The following is a 23,401-nucleotide window of genomic DNA, read 5'->3' on the forward strand; positions in this document are numbered from 1 at the left end:
CTAGTATATTAAAAAACTATTTTTCCTTTTTTCATATCCTATTGTAGACACTGGTCCATGTCCTGGATAGACTTCTATATCATCTCCAAGTATTAATAGTTTTTCTTTTATACTCTTTATAATTTCCTCAAAATTGCCACCTGCAAAATCAGTTCTTCCAATTGAGCCTTGGAAAAGTGTATCTCCAGTAAATAATTTATCCTCAATGAAAAAACAAAGTCCACCTTTTGTATGGCCTGGTGTTTCAATAACTTTAAATTCTTTATCACCTAATTTTATTGTATCACCTTCTTGCAAGTACCCAGATGCCTTTGGTAATGTGCCAAAAACAAAGTTATCTTTTTCCATATACTCTTCATCTATTTTATTTATATAAAATGGAACTTTAAAAGCTTCACTTAATTCAACTACTCCACCTACATGATCCATATGTCCATGTGTTAATAAAATATACTTTACATCTACCTTTAAAGAATCAATTATACTTTTTAGTCTTTCAGCATCTCCGCCTGGATCAATTATCCCACATTCTTTTGTGTTCTCATCTATTACTAAGTAACAATTTGCTTCATACATTCCTGCTGGAATTGTTTTTATAATCAATATACACACCACCTAAAATAAAAATTTATTTTAAAAGTTTTTACTACTATCTAAAATTATTGTTACAGGGCCATCATTATTGATTTCAACTTTCATATCTGCTCCAAATTCTCCCGTTTCAACTTTTAGATTTGATTCTTTTAAAAGACTAAGAAATTCTTCATAAAGCTCTTTGGCCTCTTCTCCACCTTTAGCTTCCATAAAGTTAGGTCTTCTGCCTTTTCTACAATCTCCATACAATGTAAATTGAGAAATAATTAATAACTCGCCTTTTACATCTAATAAAGATAAATTCATTTTTTCTTTCTCATCTTCAAAAATTCTTAAATTAATAACCTTATCTCTTATGTATTTCAAATCCTCTAATGTATCACTTTTAGATATTCCTATCAATACATTGAGTCCTTTTCCTATTGAACCTACTATATTGCCATCAACTTTAACATTTGATGATGTTACCCTCTGTACTACTGCTCTCATATTACCCTTCCTTAACTATTCATTCTATATACATCTAGTATACCTTTTATACCTTTTATTTTTTTCATAAGATTTTTCAATTCATCAATAGAAGTAATTTTTATCTTTATATTTATAAATGCCACCCCATCTTTTGCTGGATTTGCATTTAATGCACTTAAATTTAATTTTAAATCAGTTATAACACTCATTATATCAGTTAAAATACCCATTTTATCATCTGACTTAACTTGAATTTCCGCAAAATATGCAGTACCTTTAGCTATTCCCCAAGCTACATCTACAACTTTATCTGCATCTGTTTGAATTAGATTTTTTAAATTACTACAATCAGTTCTATGAACTGAGACACCTCTACCTTTAGTTATATATCCAAGTATCTCATCTCCCGGAACCGGATTACAGCACTTAGCAAATCTAACCATAAGATTACTTTCACCTTTTACCGTAATACCATAATTATCAACTGATCTTTTTCTCTCAGTTTTTAATATATGCTCTTCTATTGTTTTACTCAATACATCTTGATTATCTTTATCTTTATGTGGTTCATTTTCTTCCTTCAGTCTTGAAACAAAAGAAGATGGAGAAATTCCTCCAACGCCTATTAATACATGTAAATCCTCAATAAAATGAATGTTATATCTTTTAATTAATCTATCATAGCTTTCACCTTTAGCTATATCTATAAAATTAACCCCTTGTTTTTTTAGTTCTTTTTCAAGAAGTTCTTTACCTTTTAATATATTTTCTTCTTTTTTAGCTTTTTTAAACCACTGTTTTATTTTACTTTTTGATTGATTACTTTTAGCAATGTTTAACCAATCCATATTAGGTCCTTTTGAATTAGATGATGTAAGTATCTCAACTATTTCACCAGTTTTTAATGTATAATCAAGTGGAACTATTCTTCCATTTACCTTAGCTCCTACACATTTATGTCCAATATCAGTATGTATTCTATAAGCAAAATCTATTGGAGTTGCTTTTGCACATAGATTTATTACAACACCTTTTGGAGTAAAAACAAAAACTTCATCAGAAAATAAATCTATTTTAAAACCCTCTATAAATTCTTCTGCATCCGATGTTTCTTTTTGCCATTCTAACATATCTCTAAGCCATACTAACTTTTTCTCAAAATCTTTTACTTTATCTTCTTCATTTTTGTCGCCCTCTTTATATTTCCAATGGGCTGCAATTCCGTATTCTGCTGTTTTATGCATTTCAAAAGTTCTTATTTGAATTTCAAAGGTCTTCCCTTGATTTCCAATTACTGTTGTATGTAGTGATTGATACATATTAGGCTTTGGCATAGCTATATAATCTTTAAATCTACCTGGTATTGGCTTATATATTGTATGAACTATTCCCAAAACTCCATAACAATCTTTAACTGAATTCACCAATATTCTAATAGCTGTTAGATCAAAAATTTGTTCTATACTCTTATTTTTATTTATCATTTTTTTATAGATGCTATAAAAATGTTTTGGTCTACCTTCAATATCCGAGTCTATTCCAGATTCATCTAATTTCTCTTTTAAATAGCAAACCACTTCGTTTATGTATGTTTCTCTTTCTACCCTTTTTTCTGCTATTTGCTCTACTAATTGATAATATTCATCTTCATGTAAATATCTAAAAGAGAGATCTTCAAGTTCCCATTTTATTTTAGACATACCAAGTCTATGAGCTAAAGGAGCATAAATATCTAATGTTTCCTTTGCTTTTAATTTTTGTTTTCCTTTTGGCATGAATTTAAGTGTTCTCATATTATGAAGTCTATCTGCTAATTTTATAATTATTACACGTATATCCTTAGCCATAGCAAGTAACATTTTTCTAACATTATCAGCTTGCTGCTCTTCTTTTGTTTTATATTGTATTTTTCCAAGCTTAGTTACTCCATTAACTAAATTTGCTATTTCTTCATTAAAAATAGTTTTCATACTCTCATAAGAACATGTTGTATCCTCAATAACATCATGAAGTAAGCCAGCTGCAATTGTACTTGTATCCATTCCAAGTTCTGCAAGAATTTCTGCTACATCTATTGGATGAATTATATATGGCTCTCCCGATTCCCTTTTTTGCTCCTTATGTGCATCTTCTGCAAAGAAATATGCTTTTTTTATCATTTCTACATCAACATTATGACAATTGGTATGAATCTTTTTCAATAATTTATCAATCATAAGGATAGCTCTCTCCTTTTGCTAAATTTCTGTAAATTCAAAGGCTGGTTATGTAACCAGCCTTTTCTTCTAATTATATATTATTTTATCAGTATTTTCAATAAATTTAAATGTCATATTGAGTTAATGATATTACATCATACTCACCTAATTTATCTCTTCCTTTAAGATCTATTAATTCTATTAAAAATGCAAGTGAAATTACTTCTCCACCAGCTTGTTCAACTAATTTAGCAACACCTTCTACAGTTCCGCCAGTTGCTAATAAATCATCTACAATAGCAACTCTTTGACCTTTTTTAATAGAATCCTTATGAATTTGAAGTGAATCACTACCATATTCCAAATCATACTTAACAGAGATAGTTTCTCCTGGTAATTTACCTGGCTTTCTAACCGGAACAAATCCTGCACCTAATGCATATGCAACTGGAACACCAAATATAAATCCTCTTGCTTCTGGTCCAACAATTAAATCAATATCTTTATCTTTTAAATATTCTACAAACATATCAATTGAAGCTTTTAGTCCCTCACCGTCTCCTATTAATGTAGTTATATCTTTAAAGCTTATTCCTTCTTTAGGAAATCCGTCAATTATTCTTATTTTTTCTTTTAAATCCATGTTTACTCCTCCAAAAATGTTATTTTAGATTCAATAACTTTTATTTTAAAAGCTCATTTTTCTTTGAACTATACAGATATTTAACAATCTGATCTGCCCTATCTTTGTCATCAGTAGTTAACAATTCTAGTACTATTCTTGCATTGTCCATAATTCCAACAGGTCCTATTGTAGGCGTAATAAATTCTATCATGCTATCCATTGCATGACAATCAAACTCCATTATGCTATTAAACTCTATTACCGATCTCAACCCATTATTATTTGTATTAAATAGAAACTTGTTTCCCTCTTTAATAAATACCTCATTTTCCCCTTTTATTGGAGTATCTGTAAATTTTACTCCCATAAGAATTAAATCCAAATATTTATTAATACTTTTCATATTATAATATATAGCTATTGATTGCATTAACTTAAACGTTAAAGCACTTATAGATAAATCCTTATACCTATATTGACAGCCTTTTTGATTTGGATTAATGTATATGTATTCATCTATAAACTTACTCTCTTTATTTTCAAGAACAATTAAATTTATACCTAATTTTTTACATAAATTTATTTCTTCTTGCGATTTTAACCCTAAGCCTAAAGTTATTAACAGTTCAGCACCCAAAAAATCCACATTATTCTTTATGTCTTTAGAATTAAGTTTATCTCCACCATTTTCTTCATCATATATCAGATATTCAACATCTGCGTTTAAATACTTTAATACAAGTATTAGAGAAGCAGTGGCACAAATACCATCAACATTCGAAGTACCATAAACAATTATTTTCTTTCTATTATTCACAGCAGAGACTACTCTCTCTAATGCTTTGTTCATACCTTTAAGTATAAATGGGTTATATCCAGTAATATAATTTGGACAATAAATACTTTCCCAGAACTTACGCATTGCTTACTCCTCCATAAAATTAGAAAACATTTATATTATAATGTATAAAACGAATTTTTACAAATATTTTATAAAAAAATTAATAAACCTCCATATTTTTGTCTACGGAGGTTTAGGCACATCCCAAAAATAATATACCGATATTATTGTCTATTTTATGTCATATCTCGTTAGCAAATTCAGCTAATAGATCAGCTCACACTATTAACTGAACTTGCCTCCTTGTCTGACACAAAATATACGATCCATTTTTGGTCTATTATTTTCTTTCATGTGCCTTAAATTAAAAGTCATATTTAATTTTATATAAATGTTTAAACTCTTTGTAGTTTCTTATTATTTGCTTTAATTTTGCCATTTCCAAGTTTATTTTTAAGATAAACCCATACTGGAGAAGCTACAAATATTGAAGAATAAGCACCTGCAACTATTCCTATAATAAGTGGAACAGTAAATTCTCTAACTGTTGGTACAAATATATTCACAGCAATTATTGTAAATAACGTTGTAAGGGTTGTATTTATAGATCTTGTCATAGTTTCTGTTAAGCTTGTATTAGCTATTTCTATTGAATTTGCTCTTCTCATAATCTTAGAATTTTCTCTTATTCTATCAAATATTACTATTGTATCATTCATAGAATAACCTATTATAGTAAGAATTGCTGCAATAAAAGAAGTATTTACTGGTATTCCAAAAATAGCATATACACTTACTGTTATTAATACATCATGTATTGTTGCTATTAAAGCTGCAACACCAAACTTAAATTCAAATCTTATTGCTATATATATAAGCATAACTATACATGCAACAAATAATGCTATCAATGAATTTTTTGTTAATTCCTTACCTATTGAAGCACCTATTTCTTGTTGATTAAGTAGTGCATCATCAGATAAATCATACTTTTCTTTTAATTCAGTCATTATAGATGATACTTTTTCACTATTTAAATCTCCTGATTTTACTTCATATTGATTATCATTTATTGTATTTGTGACAGCATCTGCTGCATAAGTTTTTATTGTATTATCTACATCTTGTTTATCTATACCATCTTTTAATTGAATTGTTAATTGAGTACCACCCTTAAAATCTATTCCAAAGTTTAAGCCTTTAGTAAACAAAAATCCACATCCAATTAAAATTATAATTAGAGAAATTGAAAGCCATATCTTTGATTTTTCTATTATTTTAAACATGTTCTTCCTCCCTCTTAACTCCAAAATGAGGTAATTTTTTTAGCAATCCTATATCAACTGATAAATTGACAAGTAATTTTGTTACAAATAATGATGTGAATAAACTTACAACTATACCTATCATTAAAGTAACTGCAAAACCTTTAACAGTTCCTGATCCAATGAAATATAAAATTAATCCTGCTAAAATTGTTGTTACATTTGAATCTACTATTGAAGAAAGAGCATTTTCAAATCCTTTTTTTACTGATGTCTTTATTGATATACCTTTTTTCAATTCTTCTTTTATTCTTTCAAAAATAAGCACATTTGCATCAACTGCCATACCTATTGTAAGAAGTAATGCTGCTATTCCTGGAAGTGTTAAAGTTACTCCAATTTCAGAGAATATTAATAATGTAATAGTGATATATAATGTTAACGCTATACTAGCTAATATTCCTGGAACTCTGTAATATAAAATCATAAATAAGAATACTAACCCTATTCCTATTGCTCCTGCCTTTAAAGCATTTGGAAGCGCTGTAGCTCCAAGTTGTGCTCCAACATTTTGTACTGAAGCAGCTTTAACAGTAACAGGTAATGCTCCTGAATTTATTATTCCAGCTAATTTCTTAGCATCTTCTAAACTAGTGCTTCCTGTTATTATTGCACTACCATCTGTAATTTGAGTTTGTACTGTAGGACTAGTTAAAAGCTCATCATCCATATAAACTGAAATTTTTTGTCCTACATATTTTCCTGTTGCTTCAGCAAATGCTTTTTGACCATCGTCATTTAGTTCTAATGATACAACTGGATTTCCATCTTGTTGATTAAGAATTGCTGATGCTTTTTTAACATCTTTACCAGTAAGAATTTCTTCACCTTCTGGACTTTTAAAAACCAAGTTTCCTGATTTACTTAAACTCTCTACAATTTCTTGAGAATCAAAGGCACCTGGAATATCAACCCTTATTCTTCTTTCTCCTTCTGTCGTTACAATAGTTTCAGCTACACCCATCTTATTAACTCTTAAAGAGATGTGCTCTTTTGTACTGTCTAATTGTTCCTTTGTAACTTTATCTTCTTGAATTTCCATTAACACAGAAACTCCACCTTGTAAGTCGAGACCTTTTTTTATAACATCATTAAAAGATTTAATTTCCCATCCGCCTACTACAAATCCTTTAAATCCTGAAAAAGCTAAAAAAAGTGTTACAAGAACCATTACCACGAATAATGCTGAACTTTTTCCTTTTTTCTTCATTTTAATCCCCCTCTGCTAAATAAACAGCTATTATAGTTTTATAAATTAAACTTCACTTAGTTTTTTATTATGTAAAACTACTATTTTAAATATAAGTCTTGGCTAGTAAATTGAAGATACATTTATCCTCATATTAAACCAAAACTTATACTTTTCTCTAAAATTGATTGTTCAATATATTTCCAACCAAAATGATTATATCACATTAAAAATTCTTAATAAAGATTTTTATATTTATAAATTTATACCTAGCATGCCTGCTAAGAATCCAATCCCCATAGAAATTGCAAATTTAGCTAAATCAAAAATTTTAAATGTTATTGCTCCGCTTATGTAACTTGAAATTATAAATAAAGCCATATAGTATATTATGCCTATTCCAAGTCCTACTAACCATCCTTTAGACTTATTAGCTTTAGCCCCAATTATAGAACCAATAGCTAAACTTATTAAGGATATTATTACATACAGCATACTAAATATACTTGGTGTAAATTCCACTATCTTCATAAGTAAAGATAAGACAACTGCACCAACAAAACTTAATATTACTGCTCCAATGGAGCCTTTGCAAACAGATCTCAAATAATTATTATTGTTATTTTGCATTTTAAAACAACACCTCCTAATACTTCATTTTATGAAGCATCAAGAGGCATTATGATTGATTTTATTTATTTAACTTATATGATATTCCACTTTTTGAAAGCTTTATTCTAGTTTTTGCTGCACTTGTTTCAATAACTATATTTTCATCATCAATATTTACTATTTTGCCGATGATTCCACCTCTTGTCATAATTTCATCTTTAACTTTCAATTCACTTATCATATTACCATATTGTTTTTTCTTCTTCTTTTCTGGTAAAATAAGTAAGAAATAAAATACAACGAAAACAACCAAAAATGGTAGTACATTCATAAGTATTGCACCTATATTATTCATCTTTTACCTCCATAAATTTATCAATAAAACATAGTATTATTGATTTTTTGTGATTTATTCCATGATAGATAGTTTACATTTTTTTAGATATATTGTCAATTAAACTATCATTTTCTTTCTTCCCATGCTTGTATTTTCTTATTTTTAAATTCCTTGAAATATCCGCCATCAATGGCATCTCTTACTTCTTGCATTAAGTTGTTATAGAAATATAAGTTATGTAATACACATAATCTCATAGCTAACATTTCTTTTGCTTTAAATAGATGTCTTATATATGCTCTTGTATAATGCTTGCATGCTGGACATTGACATCCTTCTTCTATAGGCTTTGCATCTAATTCATGCTTTGCATTCATTAAATTAAGCTTACCTTCGTTAGTATACACATTGCCATGTCTACCATTTCTTGCTGGAAGTACGCAATCAAAGAAATCAACGCCTCTATCAATAGCCTCTAATATATTGCTTGGTGTTCCAACTCCCATCAAATATATAGGTTTATCTTCTGGAAGATATGGTGCAACAGCATCTATAATTCTATACATATCTTCATGGCTCTCTCCAACAGCAAGCCCTCCAATTGCATACCCATCTAAATCCATTTTAACAATTTCTTTAGCATGTGCTATTCTTATGTCTTCATATGTTCCACCTTGATTTATTCCAAATAACATTTGTTCATTATTTATTGTATTTGGAAGTGAATTTAATCTATCCATTTCATTTTTACATCTTTCAAGCCATCTTGTAGTTCTTGCTACTGATCTTTCAACATATTCTCTTGTTGAAGGATTTGGTATACATTCATCAAAAGCCATTGCAATAGTAGATGCTAAATTACTTTGAATTTGCATTGATTCTTCTGGTCCCATGAAGATTTTTCTTCCATCTATATGAGAATTAAAGTAAACACCTTCTTCTTTTATTTTTCTCATAGCTGAAAGTGAAAAAACTTGGAATCCACCTGAATCAGTAAGTATTGGTCTATCCCAATTCATAAATTTGTGTAATCCGCCCAACTTATTAACAACCTTATCTGTAGGTCTTAAATGTAGATGGTATGTATTAGATAATTCAACTTGACATCCAATTTCTTTTAAATCCATACTTGATACTGCACCTTTTATAGCTGCTAATGTACCTACATTCATAAATACTGGGGTTTGTATAGTCCCATGAGGAGTTACAAATTCTCCTCTTCTAGCTTTTCCATCCTTTTTTAATAAAGTATATCTTTTACTCACAAGCGTCACCTCTTAATTATAATTTTTAGAAATCTTCCTTAATAGTATTAGGAAAATTAATTAGAGCTATTTATTTTTTAGCTCTTTATTTATAATTGAGACACTTGACTATGTCACCTCATCAATGTACTCAAAAATTATTATTATTTTATAAACATAGCATCTCCAAAAGAGAAAAATCTATATCTTTCTTTTACAGCTTCTTCATATGCATTCATTACATGTTCTTTTCCTGCTAAAGTTGAAACAAGCATTATTAATGTAGATTCTGGTAAGTGGAAATTAGTTATTAACCTATCAACTACTTTAAATTTATATCCTGGATATATAAAGATATTAGTCCACCCACTTGTTTCTTTTACATTACCATTTTCATCTGCTATTGTTTCTAAAGTTCTAGTAGATGTTGTACCTACTGAAATAACCCTATTGCCTCTTTTTTTAGTTGCATTTATTATTTCAGCATCTTCTTTTGAAAGATGATAATATTCTGAATGCATTTCATGATCTTCTATAGTTTCTACTTTAACTGGTCTAAATGTTCCAAGACCAACATGTAAAGTTACATAAGCAATATTAATACCTTTATCTCTTATTTTCCCTAATAATTCTTCAGTAAAATGAAGACCTGCCGTTGGTGCTGCTGCTGATCCATTTTCTTTAGAATATACTGTTTGATATCTTTCTCTATCTTCTAATCTTTCGTGAATATAAGGTGGTAATGGCATTTCTCCTAAAGAATCTAATACTTCTTCAAATATACCATCATAATAGAATTCTACTATTCTATTTCCATCTTCTTTAACTTCTACTACTTCAGCTTTTAATTTTCCTTCACCAAAAGTAAATCTTTTTCCTACCCTTGCTGATTTTCCTGGCTTAGCTAAGCATTCCCATCTATCTTTTTCTACTCTTTTTAATAGTAAAAATTCTATTTTTCCACCAGTTCCTTCTTTTTCACCAATTAATCTAGCTGGCATTACTCTTGTATTATTTAATACTAAAGTATCACCTTCATTTAAATAATCTATAATGTCATAAAAATTCTTATGAGATATTTCCCCTGTTTCTTTATCCAAAACCATAAGTCTTGAAGTATCTCTTTTTTCTAAAGGATGTTGAGCTATCAATTCCTCTGGTAAATAAAAATCGAAGTCTTTTACGTTCATTGTTATCGCGTCTCCTAACTATTTAAAAAAACTTGTTTGTCCTTTATTTGAATTGTTATTTTTATTATTAACTCTTCCTAAATGTTTATAAGCTTTATCACTTGCAATTCTTCCTCTTGGAGTTCTTACTATAAACCCTTTTTGAAGTAAATAAGGTTCATAAACATCCTCAATCGTACCTAATTCTTCACCTATAAAATAAGATAAAGTTTCTATTCCAACTGGTCCACCATTAAAGTTATCTATAATTGCTTCTAATATTTTATTATCAACCTTATCAAACCCTTGATTATCTACTTCTAGTAATTCTAATGCATCTCTTGCTTCTTTTAAAGAAATTACTTTATTAGATTTTACTTCTGAGTAATCTCTAACTCTTTTTAATAATCTATTAGCTATTCTAGGAGTTCCTCTAGATCTACTTGCAATTTCTAAAGCTCCCTCTTCAGTAATTTTACATCCAAATACAGCCGCACTTCTTATTACAATTTCCTTTAATTGAATTTCATCATAATATTCCATTGCACAAAGTACACCAAATCTATCTCTTAATGGAGATGTTAGCATTCCGATTCTAGTAGTTGCACCTATCAATGTAAATTTTGGTAAATCAAGTCTTATAGATTTAGCAGCCGCACCTTTACCTATAACAATGTCTAATGCATAATCTTCCATAGCAGGATATAAAATTTCTTCAACACTTCTATTTAATCTATGTATTTCATCAATAAATAAAACATCATAATCTTTTAATGTCGTTAATATAGCTGCTAAATCTCCTGCCCTCTCTATTGCTGGACCTGATGTTATTTTTAAATCTCCAGTCATTTCCTTGGCAATAATATTAGCTAAAGTAGTCTTTCCAAGTCCAGGTGGACCATATAAAAGCACATGGTCAAGGGCTTCTTTTCTATTTCTAGCGGCCTTTATAAATATATTTAATCTTTCTTTTACTTTATCTTGACCTATATATTCATTTATTTTTTGAGGTCTTAAGCTAAGTTCAGAATTTCCATCTTCAAACATTTCAGCTGGAGTTACTATTCTTTCCATAAATACACCCCCATTTACATACTAAATACTTTATTTTAACCCATTAACTTAACTAATGCACTTTTTATTATATTTTCAACACTTTCAGATTTATCCACTTCTTTAAGAGCTTTTTCCGCTTCTTTTTCTGTATATCCTAAAGAAATTAACGCACTCAATGCTTCTGAAATAGCAAGTGAATTATCTACAGTTACATCATCAAATTCATCTATACAATTCAATAACTCATCTGGTTTCAACTTATCTTTTAATTCTAGTATAATTCTAGCTGCAGTCTTTTTTCCTATCCCAACACCTCTGCAAAGATGTTTTTCATCACCAGTAATTATTGCATATTTTAAATTATTTAAACGACTTATAGATAATAATGATAAAGCAGCCTTAGCTCCAACACCATTTATACTAAGTAATAGTTTAAACATATCTAATTCTTCTAAAGATTCAAAACCATATAATCCTATAAAGTCTTCTCTTACAATTTGTTCAATATATAATTTTATTTTTTCACCACAGCATGGCATTGAAGACATAGTTGCACCTGAAGTAAATATCTTATATCCTATTCCATTATTTTCAACAACGATATAATCTTTATTTATTCCCATATATTCACCTTTTATATATTCATACATCCAAAACAATCCCCCTATAGTTTAAAATAAAAAAATCGTCAAGACGACTTTGAAACCTAACTTATACTTTACCATTTTATAAGAAATCTTTCAATTAAAAATACAACCAAAAAAGTTATACTATTGCTAATATAAATTCAACAATGGCATAACTCTTTAAAACATAAACATTATGATATTAATTCAGATACACTTTCTTCGGCTTCATCTTTTGTATTGTATTTAAGTTCAAAATTCTTTATTTTAGACTTATCTACATCACGTAAATTTTCTATTGGTTTATTATCTAAAAAAACATCTTCACTATTTTTTATAGATGCATTCCCTTTTTCATCTGTCTGATATATAGCTAAATATCCATCTTTTTCACCAATGTAATATTTATTAGGTTCTAATGCATTTGAAGTATCTCTCTTAAACATAATTTGACTATTGGATGTAAGATCTAGCGCATAACCACTATTTTTTAATATTTTTATTAATTCCTCTTTAGTTAGATCACCATCTATGTTTAACTGTTGTTTTATTTGAGCAACAGTCATATCACTCTCTTTTTTATCGCCAGCAAATAGTGCTACCTTAACACTATCTTCTAGTTTATTTATCTCAGCATCTGTATTAACTTTTTCTTGTGAAGTTTGAAGTAAATTTTTATTATTAACAGATTTATCTACTAAATAATAAGTTAAAGAAAATATAATTGCTAACATTAAAATACATATAACAGATAATTTTTTCTTGTTGTATTTCATATTCATCACTCCTTACTAGGAGCATTGACCAAATTTATCATATTTATTCATATTATTACTATTTTAGTAATTGTTTGGTGCACTTTGCTTATACACATATAAACAACATATTAAAAACACAAATTCCTTGTATATTATCTTACTCTATTTATAAAGCCACACTTTTTACATAACTCTTCTACTGCAACTCTTCTTGAAAAGCCATCATACATATCTTTAGCTCGTTTAGAATTTAAAATTTCTTCTAAATCACTTTCGAATATATTACCAAGTGGTATATTACCTTCACTATCTAGACAGCATGGTACAACTGTTCCATCTACTAATATCCCTATTTGATCTCTTAATCCATAGCAAAAAGCTCTTTCTCCTAACTCTTCACTATTAATTGATGGCCATTTAAATTTTTCCCCCATGCTTAAATATACATTTTTAGAAAGTTTAACACTATTTTTTTCCCTTAATATATCTTTTAAGTTATAGTCTAATTTAAATCTTTCTTCAAGAACACTATATATGTCTATATTCATATCATTACTTGCTTTATATCTTGTATCTAAATTCCACAATCTTAATGAACAAATTATATTACTTTTTTCTGTAGCTTCTTCACAAAAACTTACTATATTTTCTATATATTCTTCAAATTTTATTTCCTTATTATTAGCTTCAAAACTATGAAGTGAAATATTTACTTGTCTTAATGCTGGTGATTTAATCAATATATCCTTCACATCATTTATTAATGTTCCATTTGTAGTAATATTAGCTTTTATTTTATACTTATTACTTAAATCTAAAAACTTTTCAAGATTAGAATTTAAAAATGGCTCACCCATTAAATGAAAATAAACATAATCACTATATGGTTTTACAGATTTTAAAACATGTTCAAAAGATTCCTCATCCATAAATTTTAATTTTCTACTTGTCTTGGGGCAAAAATTGCATTCTAAATTGCAAATATTAGTTATTTCTATATATACTCTTTTAAATTTTCTCATTAATTTTATTCACCTTTTCAATCGTTTTAATAATGATATTATACTAAATTTATTATATAACTTTCTATAAATAATCACAAAAAACGCACTAAACTAAAAAGAAATAAGTTGAAAGTATATACACAATACTTTTTAAATTATTAAAATTTGTAACATAAACCATATTCTGAATTATATATGCTATACTAGAGTTATATTATTTTATATATTTTAGGAGGGATAATCATGGCAAATATTATCATTTCACCAGGTAAATATGTTCAAGGAAATGGCGAACTTGAAAATATAGCAACACACACTAATAATTTAGGAGATAACTTTTTTGTAATCATTAGTACCTCTGGAATGAAGAGGGTATCTAATACTATAAAGAATAGTTTTTCTAATAGCGATGAAAATTTAACATTTGAAATATTTAATGGAGAATGCTCAGAAACTGAAATAATGAGATTACAAAAATCATTTAAAGAAAATAATTGTAATGTTGTTATAGGAATAGGTGGAGGTAAAATTTTAGACACTGCTAAAGCTGTAGCATATTATGAAGATGTTCCTGTAGTAATAGCTCCAACTATTGCTTCTACAGATGCTCCTTGTAGTGCATTGTCTGTTATTTATAAAGATAACGGTATTTTTGATAAATACTTACTATTAAAGAAAAATCCTGACGTTGTATTAGTAGATACAAAAATTATAGTTAATGCTCCTTCAAGATTGTTAATTTCTGGCATGGGAGATGCACTAGCAACTTATTTTGAGGTGAGAGCTTGCAAAAGAGCCAATAGTTTAAATTTATGTGGAGGACATATAACTCTTGCTGCTGAAACTCTTGCTTATTCATGTTACAAAACATTATTATCAGAAGGATATAAAGCTAAGCTTGCTGTTAGTAACAATGTTGTTACTAAATCAGTTGAAAATATTGTAGAGGCAAACACATTATTAAGTGGTTTAGGTTTCGAAAGTGGTGGTTTATCTGCTGCACATGCAATCCATAATGGGTTTACAATTTTAAAAGAATGTCATGATTTATACCATGGTGAAAAAGTTGCCTTTGGTACAATAACACAATTAGTATTAGAAAATGCTCCTATTGAAGAAATTAGAGAAGTTATAAACTTCTGTAAATCACTTGGTCTTCCAACTAATTTATCTGAGATGGGAATTAAAAATATTGATAAAGATGATATAATGAGAGTTGCCGAAGCTTGCTGTGCTGAAGGTGAAACTATTCACAATATGCCATTTGAAGTTACCCCTTATGATGTATATGCTGCTATTTTAACAGCTAATAAATTAGGACGAGCTTAATAATAATTAAGCATTAAGTTTTATATAAAACATAAGCAAAAAAGTGCAGATTAACGAAATAAAATTCATTATTCTACACTTTTTCATTTTAAGTTACTATAAATTAAAAATTTGTTAATATATACTAAGTAACAATTCTCTTAATACTTTGCAAGCTAATGCTGTTGAACTTCCACTTTTATCATATATAGGACAAAGTTCATTTATATCCATTCCTACAATATTTAACTTACTTATCTTTAATATTGCTTTTAACAAATCCATAAAAGTAACCCCACCAGCTTCTGGAGTTCCTGTTCCCGGAAATACTGATGGATCTAATACATCTAAATCTAATGTAAAATAGACTGGCTTTCCTTTTAATTTATCAACAATCTCTGCAAGTTGATTAAAATTAAATTTATTCGTAAAAACATGATCTCTTCCCCAATAAATTTCTTGTTTTTCTCCTGATCTTATTCCAAATTGAAATATTTTATTATCTCCAACTATATCCCACACTCTATGCATAACTGTTGCATGAGATAATTTTTGTCCTAGATAATCATTTCTTAAGTCTGCATGAGCATCAAAATGTATAACATGGACATCAGGATATTTTTTGTTTATAGCTTTAAATGCACCTAAGGTTACTAAATGTTCCCCACCAATCATGCATGGTATTTTATTGTCATTAACTATTTTAGATGTAAATTTTTCAATATCATTTAATGCATTTTCTGGATTTCCAAAACTAAGTTCTAAATCTCCTCCATCAAAAACACATATATCTTCTAAATCCTTATCTTGATATGTACTATAAGTTTCAATTCCAAAAGACTCACTTCTCATTGCTTTACTAGCAAATCTTGTTCCTGGTCTAAATGATGTTGTTGAATCAAATGGTGCTCCAAAAATAACTATTTTTGATTCATCGTAATTATTGTCACATCCTATAAAAGTCTCTACATTCTTATTCATAATTCTCTAAATCCTTTCTAGCATAAAATGTAATTTAATTTTTTTATAATCGTGATTTAAAATCTTCATATCCAAATTTTTTTATAACTTCTATTCCTTTTTCTTCACTATATTTAACTATTGAAGGTAAGTTTATTCCATTAAAAGTATTATTTTTAACCATTGAATAAATAGCCATATCACAAAACACTAGCTTATCCCCTACTTTCAAGGGCTTTTTAAAAGAATAATCTCCTATTATATCTCCTGCAAGACAAGTTGGAGCACCTAACCTATATGTATGTTCATACTGATTTGGCATACCTGAATTTATAATATGAGGTCTATATGGCATTTCAAGTACATCTGGCATATGGCAAGCTGCTGATGTATCTACTATTGCAATATTCATTCCGTTTTTTATTACATCTAAAATAGTACATACTAGAAATCCACTGTTTAAAGCTACTGCTTCACCAGGTTCTAAATAAATATCAATTTCATATTTATTTTTCATATATAAAATTGTTTCTATTAGAGTCTCAATATCATAATCTTCTCTTGTTATATGGTGTCCACCACCAAAATTCAACCATTTCATATTTTTAATGTACTTACCGAATTTTTCATCAACAACTTTAATGGTACGAGCTAAAGTATCTGAATTTTGTTCACACATAGTATGAAAATGTAATCCATCTATTCCTTCAAGTTCTTCTGGTTCAAAATTTTCTAAAGTAACTCCCATTCTGGAATTTTCAAAACAAGGATTATATATATCTGTTTCTATCTCTGAATACTCTGGATTTATACGAATTCCACATTCTATTCTCTTATCCTTATATTTTTTTACTTTATCCTTATAAAGTCTCCATTGATTGAAAGAATTAAATACTATATGATCACAATACTTCATTATTTCATCAAATTCATCTTCTCTGTATGCTGGAGAAAATATATGTACTTGTCTTCCCATCTCCTCATATCCAAGTCTAGCTTCAAAAAGCGAACTTGAAGTAACCCCTTTTAAGTATTTACCTATTAAAGGGAATGTAGAATACATAGAAAAGGCTTTTGTTGCAAGAATAATATTAGCACCTGTCTCCTTTTGAACATAATCTAGTTTTTCTAAATTCTTTTTTAAAAGTCTTTCATCAATCAAATAACATGGTGATGGCAATTTATTTAAATCTATATCATTCATAAAATATATTCCTCCTAATTTTAAATTTACGCTATGTTTTAGTAAAATTTTGATGGACTAAGTAGTTGAATTTAATAATATTAAATTAACCAAATATTATTTTGTTTTTTATATTAAGAATGATGAAGAAAATTTATCTCTTCATCATTCTTAAAATGTATATCTATACAAACTATATTGTTCTTAATTAAGATTACTAAAGTTTAAATATATCAAAACTCTACTAAAACATAACTTACTTAATTAAAGTTGGATTAAAATCTTCTTGCCATGGTAATCCCCATTTATTTAATTCCTCCATAAATGGATCTGGATTAAATTCTTCTATATTGTGAACACCTGGTTTATTCCATAACCCTCTTAATATCATACTTGCGCCAATCATAGCTGGAACTCCTGTTGTATAAGAAATAGCTTGCGATCCAACTTCCTTATAACATTCTTCATGATCACATACATTATATATATAGTAAGTTTTTTCTACTCCATCCTTAACGCCTTGGAATATACATCCTATATTAGTTTTTCCTTTAGTTCTTGGACCTAATGATGCTGGATCTGGTAAAACAGCTTTTAAAAATTGTAATGGAACTATTTTTTGTCCTTCAAATTCAATTGGTTCAATAGATGTCATACCAACATTTTCAAGTACTTTTAAATGAGTTATATATTTTTCTGAGAAAGTCATCCAAAATCTAATTTTCTTTATTCCTTTAATGTTAATAGCTAAAGATTCTAATTCTTCATGATGTAATAAATACATATCCTTTGGTCCTATTTCTGGAAAATTATAAACTTCTTTTAATTCAAGAGGTTCTGTTTCTACCCAATTACCATTTTCCCAATAGCTTCCATTAGCTGTAATTTCTCTAATATTAATTTCCGGATTAAAATTAGTTGCAAAAGGATACCCATGATCTCCTGCATTAGCATCTAAAATATCAATATAGTTTATTTCATCAAAATAGTGTTTTTGAGCATAAGCACTGAATACGCCTGTAACTCCTGGATCAAAGCCACTACCAAGTAAAGCTATTATTCCTGCTTCTTCAAATTTCTTTTTATACGCCCATTGCCATTTATATTCAAATTTAGCTGTATCAAGTGGCTCATAATTAGCTGTATCTACATAATGAGTTTTTGTTGCTAAACATGCATCCATAATAGTTAAATCTTGATATGGAAGTGCAAGATTTATTACAACATCTGGTTTAAACTTTTCTATAAGAGAGATAAGTTCATCTACATTATCAGCATCAACCTTTGCTGTTTGTATCTTAGTCTTTCCACCCTCTAATTTAGTTTTTAATGCATCACATTTTGATAATGTTCTACTTGCAATACATATTTCTTCAAAAACATCTGAATTTTGACAACACTTATGAATTGCTACACTAGCAACTCCTCCAGCGCCAATAATTAAAGCTCTTCCCATTTTTAATTCCTCCAATTCATTCATGTAAATATAGTTTTCTCTTTTTATTTTTTTCTATTCCTTATCTTCATTATATTCATTAAGTAGTTCCTCTACATAAGTAGGTAACGCAAAACATCCCACATGAAGATCTGTATTATAATATTTTGTTTTTATTCCTAATTTATTCCATAACTCTGCATCAAGATCTTCAATTGGATCATATTTTTTAGAAGCAAATCCAAATAACCAATGTCCTGATGGGTAAGTTGGGATATGCGCTTGATAAACTTTGTTTACTTTAAATAATCCTTGTATTTTTTCATGGGCATCTTTCATTGATTTTGCATAATATTCATAATATGGACTTTCATGTTGATTAACTAATATTCCATCTTTACCTAATGCTTTATAACAATTCCCATAAAATTCTTTAGTAAATAGTCCTTCTCCTGGTCCAAATGGATCAGTTGAATCTACTATTATCAAATCATATTCATTTTCTTTATTACGAACAAATCTTAAACCATCTTCGTATACAATATTAACTCTCTCTTCATCAAGCTTGCACGCTGTTTTAGGTAAATACTTTTTACATACCTCAACAACTCTTTCATCTATTTCAACCATATCTATTTTTTCTATGGTTTTATATCTTGTAAGCTCTCTTATAGTTCCTCCATCACCTGCACCGATAACCAAAACATTTTTTATATTAGGATTAGTTGCCATAGGAACATGAACTATCATATCATGATATATGAATTCATCCTTTTCAGTTACCATCATTAAGCCATCTAATGTAAAAATTCTTCCAAATTCCCTTGATTCTAAAATATCAATTCTTTGAAAATCACTTTGTTCACTATATAATTCTCTATCAACTCTAATTGAAAATTTTACATCTTCTGTATGCTTTTCTGTATACCATAATTCCATTTATTCTGCCTCCACTACATTAATCTTTTCAATTTTTGAATCTTCTGTTCCGGTTAAAAAACATCCCTTTTCTTTTGCATAATTTATATAGTCTAAAATTTCTTTAGTTATTTTTTCACCTGGCGCAAGAATAGGAATTCCTGGTGGATAACACATCACAAATTCAGCGCATACTTTACCAACACTTTCATTCATAGGTATAGAATTTTTTGAAGAATAAAATGCTTCTTGAGGCGTAAGTATAACTTCTGGATTTATATATTCATGGTCAAACATACCTGCTTTATCTTTCGAATGTAACCTCTTGATTTCTGATAATGCTGAGATTAGTCTTTCTATGGTTAAAGCTCCATCTCCAACAGATATAATGGCAAGTATATTGGCAATATCTCCAAACTCTATTTGTATTCCATATTCATCTCTTAAAATATCGTATACTTCTATACCAGCAAGTCCTATATCCCTAGTAAATATAGATAACTTAGTTCTATCAAAATCAAAAACAGTATCATTATCTATAAGTTCTTCTGAAAAAGCATAATATCCATCTATTTTGTTTATTTCATCTCTAGCATACTGAGCAAGATTTTTTACCTTGTTAAAAATTTCTTTTCCATTAAGCACAAGATCTCTTCTTGCTAAATCTAAAGATGACATTAAAAGATATGAACCACTTGTTGTTTGAGTTAAATTAATTATTTGTCTTACATATCCAATACGTAAATCACAATTTAAAAGTAAAAATGAACTTTGTGTTAATGAACCACCCGTCTTATGCATACTAACAGCAGCCATATCTGCCCCAGCATCTATTGCTGATACAGGCATATCTTCTCCAAAATAAAAATGAGTTCCATGTGCTTCATCTACTAAAACATACATTCCATGTTCATGAGCTAATTTAGTAATCTCTCTTAAATTAGAACAAATACCATAGTAAGTTGGATTATTTACAAGTACAGCCTTTGCATCTGGATTTTCTTTAATTGCTCTTTTTACATCTTCAACAGACATCCCAAGAGGTATGCCTAATTTTTTATTAACACCTGGATTTATATAAACAGGTATAGCACCACTAATTACCAAAGAATTTATAGCACTTCTATGAACATTACGAGGCATTATAACCTTTTCGCCTCTCTTACAAACACTCATAACCATTGCTTGTACTGCTGATGTAGTTCCATTCACCATAAAAAAAGCATGTTTGGCGCCAAAAGCATCAGCTGCAAGTTTCTCTGCCTCTTTTATAACTGATACTGGATGACAAAGATTATCCAATGGTTTCATTGAATTTACATCAACAGAAAGACACTGTTCGCCTAAAAATTCTTTTAACATAGGATTTCCTCGTCCTTGCTTATGTCCTGGTACATCAAAAGGTACAACTCTTGCTTTTTTATACTTCATCAAAGCTTCATAAATAGGAGACTTTGAGTGAGATTCCTTATCTTTCATTTTCCAATCCCCCTCATTAATATATATTAGTTCCACTGAAAATCTCTATCATCTCTTTACGCAAATTGTTTTCAATTTCAAGCCTTTGTTTTGGCTTGATTTCATAAACATCCCTATTAAAAAGATAATTTTGAAGTTCAATTTCTTTAATTAACATTTTTGTATGAAATATGTTTGATTGATATACATTTATATCCATCGCATCATATTTATTTAAAGTGCTTTCATCAATATAATCTTGTATTGATGTTATCTTATGATCTATAAATAGCTTTTTTCCATCAACATCTCGAGTAAAACCTCTAACACGATAATCAATTGTTATAATATCTGAATCAAAGCTTCCAATAAGATAATTTAATGCATTTAATGGAGAAACTTCTCCACAAGTAGATACATCAATATCTACACGAAAAGTAGCAATTGAATTATCTGGGTGATATTCTGGATAAGTATGTACTGTTACATGACTTTTATCTAAATGACCTACAACAGTATCTCTAGTCTTTAAAATATCAATTTGTCCAAGATTACATGATTTATCTATTTCCTTTACTGCAAGTGTTTCTTCTGATATTAATATTGTTACACTTGCTCCTTGAGGATCATAATCTTGTTTTGAAATATTAAGTACATGAGCACCTATCATATCAGTTACATCACACAAAATATTTGTAAGTCTTTCTGAATTGTATTGCTCATCAATATAAGCAATATAGTCCTTTTGCTCTCGCTCACTTTTTGCATAGCATACATCATAGATGTTAAAGCTAAGTGTTTTTGTGAGGTTGTTAAAGCCGTATAATTTCAGCTTGTTTTCCAACCCTAACATCACAACCTTTCTCTATAAAAATAACACTTTATTGTTTAATTAATATATACTTATTTTTTCAGTAAGCATATGTAAAAATGCTACAAAATTATTCTATAATCTGCATGTTTTTTAGAAATTCTTACAAATACTTAACTTTTAGTTTAGCTATTCTTAATCTTTTATCTTGTACATTTTACTATATTTTAATTTTAATTACTACTGTTTTTTAAATTTTTTCCCACTTTTTTTTTAATAACTTGTAATAAGTTCAAGATTTTCAAAAATAATTTATTATTTTAATTGTTAATTAATCATGTAAACTTCTTCATCCTGCAAATCTTGTCAAGAACAAAATCGTCAAGGTGACTTTAGAGCCGTCGATTTTTTTTAGTCATGCACCCTTTCCAAATGCAATGCAAGAATAATGGTGCAGCATATAATTATTTTTTATTTATAATTCATATAGTGTTTATAATATTATATCAACACTATATGATATAATATATTATGTGTTTATAAAAATATAAATAATAAAAAGGGGGTAAATTTATATGAATAAAGATTATATTAATGCATTAGATGCTGCTAAAGAATATAATTTATATTTAAAAGTAGTTACATCAGTAAAATCTTTTGATACATACAATAGCTTTTTCAATATATTTGATCAATATGATGATGCTTGTAGACGAATTGTAGTATTAACAAAATATGAAAACTTAGAAGAAATTTATGAAGAAGATCCAACTCAAGAAGTTGATTCTAGTAAAATAATAGATGGATGCATATATCTTAAAAGTGCGTCATTACTTACAAGACCTGATAAAATTGATTGTAGTAACATGGTAGTAGCTAAAAATTTAGTAGAAGATTTAGTAAATAGTTGATATTTTATTCTAAAATATCAACATTATTTCAACAAGTATCTATTATTTTCTTATTTCTCAGAAATCATATTTATTATTTGTTTATATATGATCGCATATAATCTTTGCAACCCTATTTATTTCATAATAATTTAAGAATCTAGATTGTCATTAATATTATAAGCATAAGATTCAAAATTATCCTATCCTATATAAATATTAGAATAATCGACCAATTCACTATAATATATATCAGAACTATTAAGCTTTTAGATTAAAATTAAAAGTATTATTTTTTACACAAAATTGACATTATGTTGTAACAATTGATCTATATAATAATCAATATAAAGAAATTACTAATTAAATACCCCTTTTATAATCATAAC

General features: G+C 28.3%; 23 protein-coding genes. 2 read left to right on the top strand and 21 right to left on the bottom strand.

The window, feature by feature from the left end; translation table 11 throughout:
* The 15 genes from NG901_RS04165 to NG901_RS04235 form a co-directional block, all read right to left on the bottom strand.
* On the bottom strand, positions 1–603 hold the full coding sequence (locus NG901_RS04165; RefSeq protein WP_252212488.1) for an MBL fold metallo-hydrolase: 603 nt from the start codon (positions 601–603) through the stop codon (positions 1–3).
* 30 nt (positions 604–633) lie between these two features.
* Positions 634–1,083, bottom strand: coding sequence for a D-aminoacyl-tRNA deacylase (dtd, locus tag NG901_RS04170; protein WP_252212489.1), 450 nt, complete (start codon positions 1,081–1,083; stop codon positions 634–636).
* Between the two features lie 11 nt (positions 1,084–1,094).
* Positions 1,095–3,281, bottom strand: a complete 2,187-nt coding sequence (locus NG901_RS04175) for a RelA/SpoT family protein (RefSeq protein WP_252212490.1) — start codon at positions 3,279–3,281, stop codon at positions 1,095–1,097.
* Between the two features lie 106 nt (positions 3,282–3,387).
* On the bottom strand, positions 3,388–3,906 hold the full coding sequence (locus NG901_RS04180) for an adenine phosphoribosyltransferase (protein WP_252212491.1): 519 nt from the start codon (positions 3,904–3,906) through the stop codon (positions 3,388–3,390).
* A 40-nt stretch (positions 3,907–3,946) separates the two neighbouring features.
* A complete protein-coding gene (locus NG901_RS04185) occupies positions 3,947–4,810 on the bottom strand; it encodes a DHH family phosphoesterase (RefSeq protein ID WP_252212492.1) in 864 nt (287 codons plus the stop codon).
* Between the two features lie 314 nt (positions 4,811–5,124).
* Entirely contained in the window at positions 5,125–6,015 is an 891-nt protein-coding gene (secF, locus tag NG901_RS04190; protein ID WP_252212493.1) for a protein translocase subunit SecF, read from the bottom strand.
* Positions 6,008–7,264, bottom strand: coding sequence for a protein translocase subunit SecD (secD, locus tag NG901_RS04195; RefSeq protein ID WP_252212494.1), 1,257 nt, complete (start codon positions 7,262–7,264; stop codon positions 6,008–6,010). Before secD ends, secF begins: the two co-directional genes overlap by 8 nt.
* A 234-nt stretch (positions 7,265–7,498) precedes the next feature.
* Positions 7,499–7,873, bottom strand: a complete 375-nt coding sequence (locus NG901_RS04200) for a TIGR04086 family membrane protein (RefSeq protein WP_252212495.1) — start codon at positions 7,871–7,873, stop codon at positions 7,499–7,501.
* Positions 7,874–7,934: 61 nt separating this feature from the next.
* Positions 7,935–8,210: a preprotein translocase subunit YajC gene (gene yajC, locus NG901_RS04205; protein WP_252212496.1), complete on the bottom strand. Its 276-nt coding sequence runs from the start codon at positions 8,208–8,210 to the stop codon at positions 7,935–7,937.
* Between the two features lie 107 nt (positions 8,211–8,317).
* Positions 8,318–9,457, bottom strand: coding sequence for a tRNA guanosine(34) transglycosylase Tgt (gene tgt / locus NG901_RS04210; RefSeq protein WP_252212497.1), 1,140 nt, complete (start codon positions 9,455–9,457; stop codon positions 8,318–8,320).
* Positions 9,458–9,600: 143 nt separating this feature from the next.
* Entirely contained in the window at positions 9,601–10,626 is a 1,026-nt protein-coding gene (gene queA / locus NG901_RS04215) for a tRNA preQ1(34) S-adenosylmethionine ribosyltransferase-isomerase QueA (RefSeq protein ID WP_252212498.1), read from the bottom strand.
* Between the two features lie 18 nt (positions 10,627–10,644).
* A complete protein-coding gene (ruvB, locus tag NG901_RS04220) occupies positions 10,645–11,679 on the bottom strand; it encodes a Holliday junction branch migration DNA helicase RuvB (RefSeq protein WP_252212499.1) in 1,035 nt (344 codons plus the stop codon).
* Between the two features lie 35 nt (positions 11,680–11,714).
* Entirely contained in the window at positions 11,715–12,311 is a 597-nt protein-coding gene (ruvA, locus tag NG901_RS04225; protein WP_252212500.1) for a Holliday junction branch migration protein RuvA, read from the bottom strand.
* 170 nt (positions 12,312–12,481) lie between these two features.
* Positions 12,482–13,063, bottom strand: a complete 582-nt coding sequence (locus NG901_RS04230) for a hypothetical protein (protein WP_252212501.1) — start codon at positions 13,061–13,063, stop codon at positions 12,482–12,484.
* A 134-nt stretch (positions 13,064–13,197) separates the two neighbouring features.
* The gene (locus tag NG901_RS04235) at positions 13,198–14,067 is read right to left on the bottom strand and encodes a radical SAM/SPASM domain-containing protein (RefSeq protein ID WP_252212502.1); all 870 of its coding nucleotides are present in this window, start codon (positions 14,065–14,067) and stop codon (positions 13,198–13,200) included.
* A 225-nt stretch (positions 14,068–14,292) separates the two neighbouring features.
* Between NG901_RS04235 and NG901_RS04240 the strand changes: the two genes are divergently transcribed.
* On the top strand, positions 14,293–15,378 hold the full coding sequence (locus tag NG901_RS04240; RefSeq protein WP_252212503.1) for a glycerol dehydrogenase: 1,086 nt from the start codon (positions 14,293–14,295) through the stop codon (positions 15,376–15,378).
* A gap of 114 nt (positions 15,379–15,492) precedes the next feature.
* Here NG901_RS04240 and speB read toward each other — a convergent pair whose 3' ends face one another.
* From speB to speD, 6 genes are all read right to left on the bottom strand, one after another.
* On the bottom strand, positions 15,493–16,338 hold the full coding sequence (speB, locus tag NG901_RS04245) for an agmatinase (protein WP_252212504.1): 846 nt from the start codon (positions 16,336–16,338) through the stop codon (positions 15,493–15,495).
* 43 nt (positions 16,339–16,381) lie between these two features.
* Positions 16,382–17,521 carry a carboxynorspermidine decarboxylase gene (nspC, locus tag NG901_RS04250; RefSeq protein WP_252212505.1) on the bottom strand — a complete coding sequence of 380 codons (1,140 nt, stop codon included), beginning with the start codon at positions 17,519–17,521 and terminating at the stop codon, positions 16,382–16,384.
* Between the two features lie 235 nt (positions 17,522–17,756).
* Positions 17,757–18,956: a saccharopine dehydrogenase family protein gene (locus tag NG901_RS04255; protein ID WP_252212506.1), complete on the bottom strand. Its 1,200-nt coding sequence runs from the start codon at positions 18,954–18,956 to the stop codon at positions 17,757–17,759.
* Between the two features lie 54 nt (positions 18,957–19,010).
* A complete protein-coding gene (speE, locus tag NG901_RS04260; RefSeq protein ID WP_252212507.1) occupies positions 19,011–19,874 on the bottom strand; it encodes a polyamine aminopropyltransferase in 864 nt (287 codons plus the stop codon).
* On the bottom strand, positions 19,875–21,332 hold the full coding sequence (locus NG901_RS04265; RefSeq protein WP_252212508.1) for an aminotransferase class I/II-fold pyridoxal phosphate-dependent enzyme: 1,458 nt from the start codon (positions 21,330–21,332) through the stop codon (positions 19,875–19,877).
* 16 nt (positions 21,333–21,348) lie between these two features.
* Positions 21,349–22,167, bottom strand: a complete 819-nt coding sequence (speD, locus tag NG901_RS04270) for an adenosylmethionine decarboxylase (RefSeq protein ID WP_252212509.1) — start codon at positions 22,165–22,167, stop codon at positions 21,349–21,351.
* A 530-nt stretch (positions 22,168–22,697) separates the two neighbouring features.
* Here speD and NG901_RS04275 point away from each other — a divergent pair.
* A complete protein-coding gene (locus NG901_RS04275; RefSeq protein WP_252212510.1) occupies positions 22,698–23,033 on the top strand; it encodes a hypothetical protein in 336 nt (111 codons plus the stop codon).
* Positions 23,034–23,401 lie beyond the last annotated feature (368 nt).

This window comes from Clostridium sp. CMCC3677 (genome assembly GCF_023845585.1).
Taxonomy (GTDB): domain Bacteria; phylum Bacillota; class Clostridia; order Clostridiales; family Clostridiaceae; genus Clostridium; species Clostridium aquiflavi.

What these genes read in the sequence shown, in the direction of transcription:
- dtd (WP_252212489.1), bottom strand. Translation starts at nt 1,083, where the DNA reads ATGAGAGCAGTAGTACAGAGGGTAACATCATCAAATGTTAAAGTTGAT.
- NG901_RS04175 (WP_252212490.1), bottom strand. Translation starts at nt 3,281, where the DNA reads ATGATTGATAAATTATTGAAAAAGATTCATACCAATTGTCATAATGTT.
- NG901_RS04180 (WP_252212491.1), bottom strand. Translation starts at nt 3,906, where the DNA reads ATGGATTTAAAAGAAAAAATAAGAATAATTGACGGATTTCCTAAAGAA.
- NG901_RS04185 (WP_252212492.1), bottom strand. Translation starts at nt 4,810, where the DNA reads ATGCGTAAGTTCTGGGAAAGTATTTATTGTCCAAATTATATTACTGGA.
- secF (WP_252212493.1), bottom strand. Translation starts at nt 6,015, where the DNA reads ATGTTTAAAATAATAGAAAAATCAAAGATATGGCTTTCAATTTCTCTA.
- secD (WP_252212494.1), bottom strand. Translation starts at nt 7,264, where the DNA reads ATGAAGAAAAAAGGAAAAAGTTCAGCATTATTCGTGGTAATGGTTCTT.
- NG901_RS04200 (WP_252212495.1), bottom strand. Translation starts at nt 7,873, where the DNA reads ATGCAAAATAACAATAATAATTATTTGAGATCTGTTTGCAAAGGCTCC.
- yajC (WP_252212496.1), bottom strand. Translation starts at nt 8,210, where the DNA reads ATGAATAATATAGGTGCAATACTTATGAATGTACTACCATTTTTGGTT.
- queA (WP_252212498.1), bottom strand. Translation starts at nt 10,626, where the DNA reads ATGAACGTAAAAGACTTCGATTTTTATTTACCAGAGGAATTGATAGCT.
- ruvB (WP_252212499.1), bottom strand. Translation starts at nt 11,679, where the DNA reads ATGGAAAGAATAGTAACTCCAGCTGAAATGTTTGAAGATGGAAATTCT.
- ruvA (WP_252212500.1), bottom strand. Translation starts at nt 12,311, where the DNA reads ATGTATGAATATATAAAAGGTGAATATATGGGAATAAATAAAGATTAT.
- NG901_RS04230 (WP_252212501.1), bottom strand. Translation starts at nt 13,063, where the DNA reads ATGAAATACAACAAGAAAAAATTATCTGTTATATGTATTTTAATGTTA.
- NG901_RS04235 (WP_252212502.1), bottom strand. Translation starts at nt 14,067, where the DNA reads ATGAGAAAATTTAAAAGAGTATATATAGAAATAACTAATATTTGCAAT.
- NG901_RS04240 (WP_252212503.1), top strand. Translation starts at nt 14,293, where the DNA reads ATGGCAAATATTATCATTTCACCAGGTAAATATGTTCAAGGAAATGGC.
- speB (WP_252212504.1), bottom strand. Translation starts at nt 16,338, where the DNA reads ATGAATAAGAATGTAGAGACTTTTATAGGATGTGACAATAATTACGAT.
- nspC (WP_252212505.1), bottom strand. Translation starts at nt 17,521, where the DNA reads ATGAATGATATAGATTTAAATAAATTGCCATCACCATGTTATTTGATT.
- NG901_RS04255 (WP_252212506.1), bottom strand. Translation starts at nt 18,956, where the DNA reads ATGGGAAGAGCTTTAATTATTGGCGCTGGAGGAGTTGCTAGTGTAGCA.
- speE (WP_252212507.1), bottom strand. Translation starts at nt 19,874, where the DNA reads ATGGAATTATGGTATACAGAAAAGCATACAGAAGATGTAAAATTTTCA.
- NG901_RS04265 (WP_252212508.1), bottom strand. Translation starts at nt 21,332, where the DNA reads ATGAAAGATAAGGAATCTCACTCAAAGTCTCCTATTTATGAAGCTTTG.
- NG901_RS04275 (WP_252212510.1), top strand. Translation starts at nt 22,698, where the DNA reads ATGAATAAAGATTATATTAATGCATTAGATGCTGCTAAAGAATATAAT.